The 3,729-nt window shown below is 72.8% G+C and carries 3 protein-coding genes; 2 read left to right on the top strand and 1 reads right to left on the bottom strand.

The features are described 5' to 3' along the window. Nucleotides 1–1,493, top strand: a 1,493-nt coding sequence (locus EEJ42_RS33275) for an ATP-binding SpoIIE family protein phosphatase (RefSeq protein ID WP_246097547.1), incomplete at its 5' end; no start/stop codon positions are given. 47 nt (nucleotides 1,494–1,540) lie between these two features. Here the strand turns inward: EEJ42_RS33275 and EEJ42_RS33270 are convergent. Then, nucleotides 1,541–2,860 (bottom strand): MFS transporter, encoded by a 1,320-nt coding sequence (locus EEJ42_RS33270; RefSeq protein WP_123105738.1) that lies wholly within the window; start codon nucleotides 2,858–2,860, stop codon nucleotides 1,541–1,543. 146 nt (nucleotides 2,861–3,006) lie between these two features. On the opposite strand from EEJ42_RS33270, the gene EEJ42_RS33265 reads away from it, so the two are divergent. Continuing rightward, on the top strand, nucleotides 3,007–3,558 hold the full coding sequence (locus EEJ42_RS33265; RefSeq protein WP_123105736.1) for a MarR family winged helix-turn-helix transcriptional regulator: 552 nt from the start codon (nucleotides 3,007–3,009) through the stop codon (nucleotides 3,556–3,558). Nucleotides 3,559–3,729 lie beyond the last annotated feature (171 nt).

Here is a 3,729-nt window from a genome sequence, read left to right as displayed (position 1 = left end):
GCCGCGTCCCCGCGGCACCCGAGCCCGGGCCCGGCCCCGCGCCGGGCACCGACGCCGAGCCCGAGGCGGCCGCCACGGCCACCGGCCGGTCGCGGCACGGGTACTACACCTTCACCTGCTCGCCCATCGAGATGGCCGCCCCGGCCCCCGGTGCGGACCGCACACCCGACCCCGTGCCCGCGCCCGCCCACGACGGGGCCGTCCCCGACCCGGCGGGCCCCGACACGCCCGCCCCGGTCGCGGCCGCGGTCGCGACGACCACCGGGACCGGCACCGAGGACACCGCCGAACCGGTGCGCGGCGTCCTCGTCTTCGGCGCCGACGTCACCGACCAGGTCGAGTCCGCCGAGCGGCTGCGCGCCAGCGAGCGGCTCCAGCGCGAGGCCGCCGTCACCCTCCAGCGCAGCCTCCTCCCACAGGAGCTCGAACAACCCGACGACCTGCGCGTCGCCGCCACCTACCAGCCCGGCGGCAAGGACGCGGCGGTCGGCGGCGACTGGTACGACGTCATCACCCTCGGCGGCGGCCGCACCGCCCTCGTCATCGGCGACGTCATGGGGCGCGGCGTCCGCGCCGCCGCCGTCATGGGCCAGCTGCGCACCGCCGTCCGCGCGTACGCCCGCCTCGACCTGCCCCCGCACGAGGTGCTCCAGCTCCTCGACGGACTGGCCGCCGAGATCGACGCCAACCAGATCGCCACCTGCGTCTACGCCGTCCACGACCCCAACGAGAGCCGCCTCGTCTACGCCTCCGCGGGCCATCTGCCGATCCTGGTCCGCGACCCGGACGGCACCGTGCGCCGCGCCGCCGAACCCACCGGCCCACCACTGGGCACCGGAGGCTGGCTGCACACCTCCGGCTCCGTCCCGCTCGGCCCCGGCGCCAGCGCCGTCCTGTACACCGACGGTCTGGTGGAGCGGCGCGACAAGGACATCTACGACGGCGTCGCCGCCCTCGAACGCGTCTTCGCGGGCGCGACCGGCACGCCCCAGGTGATGTGCGACCGCCTCATCCGGGCGCTCGGCATCACCGCAGCGCACGACGACGACGTCGCCGTGCTGGTCCTCCAGCACCCCGCCCGCAGCGGCCCTGACGCCGAGCTGTTCCACAACGCCGCCCTCGAACTCCTCGGCGGCGTGGAAGCGGCCCCGCGCGCCCGGGCCTTCGCCTCCGGCGTCCTCGCCAGCTGGCGCTTCCCGATGGAGCTGCGCGACCTGGGTGTGCTCGCCGCCAGTGAGCTGGTCGCCAACTCCCTCCAGCACGGCACGCCCCCGATGCGGCTGCGGCTGCGCCGCACCGACCGGCGGCTGATCATCGAGGTGACCGACGGCGACGACCATCTGCCGCGCCGCCGCCGGGCCGAACCGGTCGACGAGGCCGGCCGCGGCATCTCGATCGTCGCGACCATCGCCTCCTCCTGGGGCTCGCGCCGCACACCCGGCGGCGGAAAGGCGGTGTGGTGCGAATTCGCCCTCCCCGCCGGAGACCCATAAGACCTCCGGCGGAAAGGGCGACCCGGAGCCCGGAGCCCGGCGGCCGGTCAGGCCGCCGTGGTCACCGCGGCGGACGACTCCGAACGCGGCTCCGAACGCGGCGCGGGCACCGAGGGACCCGCGGCCCCGCGCAGCGGATTGTCCTGCCGCGCCGACAGCCGCCCGCCCAACCGCAGCGCGAGCACCGATATGCCCAGCGAGCAGACGATCAGGCCCGCGATGTACGCCCCGTAGAGCCCGGCTCCCGCCATCAGCCCGCCGATCGCCGGGCCGACCGCCAGCGCCAACTGCTTCACCAGGGAGAACGCCGCGTTGTACTGCCCCAGCAGGGATGACGGCGCCAGATCGGCCACCAGCGGCGCGACGGTCGGCGACAGCATCGCCTCCCCGAGACCGAAGAGCGCGTACGCCGAGACGATCGCGGCCGTGCCCATGACCTCGCTGCCCGGCACCAGGCCGGCGGCCCCGGCCACCGCCCACGCGACCGTCCACACCAGCCCGACCAGCGCGATCACCCGGCTGCGCCGCCGCCGCTCGACCAGCTTGAGCACCACGAACTGCGCCAGCACGATCGCCGCCGTATTCGCCGCGAGCGCCACGCCCAGCATCGCGGGCGACACATGCGCGACGTCCACGGCGAACGCCGACAGCCCGGACTCGAACTGCCCGTAGCAGGCGAAGAACAGCACGAAGCCCAGCACACACAGCTGCACCATGGCCCGGTGCCCCAGCAGGGCACGCCAGCCGCCCGACCCGCCCTCGGACGCCTCCGTCGGCACCGCGCCGTCGAGCACCGGCCCCTTCGGCAGCCGTACGGTCGCCACGGCGGCACCCAGCACCAGGAACATCACCGCGTCGATCGCGAACAGCCGCACGAAGCCCGCCGGGGACGAGGTGTCCACCAGCAGCCCGCCGAGCAGCCCGCCGACGCCGAGCCCCAGATTGCTGAGGAAGAACTGTGTCGCGAAGGCGCGCGACCGGGTCGCGGGCGACGAGCACCACACGATCAGCGTGGCCAGCGCGGGCTGGATCACCGCCATGCCCGCACCGAGCACCCCGGCCGCGGCGAGGACCAGCGGCTCGCTCGCCGCCAGCCCGAGCCCCAGCGAACCCACGGCGGAGGCGATCGCACCCGCGACGGCAACAGACAGCGGCCCCCGCCGGTCGATCACCCGACCGGTGAAGGGCAGCACGACAAGCGCGGCCACCGCGAACATCGCGAGCACCAGGCCCGCCGTATGCGCACCGAGATCCCTCACCTGCGCCACATAGACGAACAGGAACGGGACCGTGAAGCCGTTGCCGAACGCGCTCAGCGCGTTGCCCAGTTGGATCCGGCGCAGCGCTGCGCCCATCGCGGTGGTCACACTCACCTACCTAGGTCGAGAAGGTCGTACGGAGTCGGACGAAGCCCGCATACTCGAAGCCTCAAGACTTCGAAGCTAAACTTCGACGCTTAAGAGTACACGGCGAAGGAGTTCAGCGCGAACAAGTTCCGTGTCATACTCCGCACATGGCTGACACCCCCGATCCGGACGACCTGCTGACCCTCGAGGAGCAGATCGCGGCCTACCAGCGCGAATTCCAGGACCTGGACCCGCAGGTGGAGCAGGTCGTGAACGCCCTGAGCCGACTCACCCGGCGGATGAACGTCGCCTACAGCAGGCAGTCCTCGACCCTCGGCATCAGCAACGTCGAGTTCGAGGTACTGAAGGCCCTCGTCCTGTCCGGCTCCCCGTACCAGCTGGGCCCCGGCGACCTGGCCAAGCGGCTCGGCCTCACCCCGGCCGCCATGACCCACCGCATCGACCGCCTGGTGAACGAAGGGCTCGTCACCCGGGAGCGTGATGAGAACAATCGCGTGCGCGTCATCGTCGAGCTGACGACCGGCGGCCGCGAGAAGTGGCTCGAGGCGATGCGCCGGGCCTCCGTCTTCGAGGAAGACCTGCTCCAGGACCTGTCCTCCGAGGAGCGCGGCGCCCTCGGCGAGATGCTCACCCGCGTCCTGCGCCGGGTGGAGGAGGCCCAACCGGACGCCGACGGACGGCTGAACGACCTCGGTTGAGGCATTCGGCCGACACGGGTTGACACCGATCAGACCGATCCGTAATGTTCCCCGAGCTGCCACAGAGCCGTAACGGCTCATCGGTACGCACTCGAGCCGCACCGGCGGCAAACCACTCCGCACGACCCCCAATCGGGAACGACTTCGGCATGCCGAAATCCGGACCGAAAA

This window comes from Streptomyces botrytidirepellens, assembly GCF_003721215.1.
Lineage (GTDB): Bacteria > Actinomycetota > Actinomycetes > Streptomycetales > Streptomycetaceae > Streptomyces > Streptomyces himastatinicus.
Note: the sequence above shows the minus strand (reverse complement) of the source record. Positions and strands in the feature narration are given on the sequence as shown.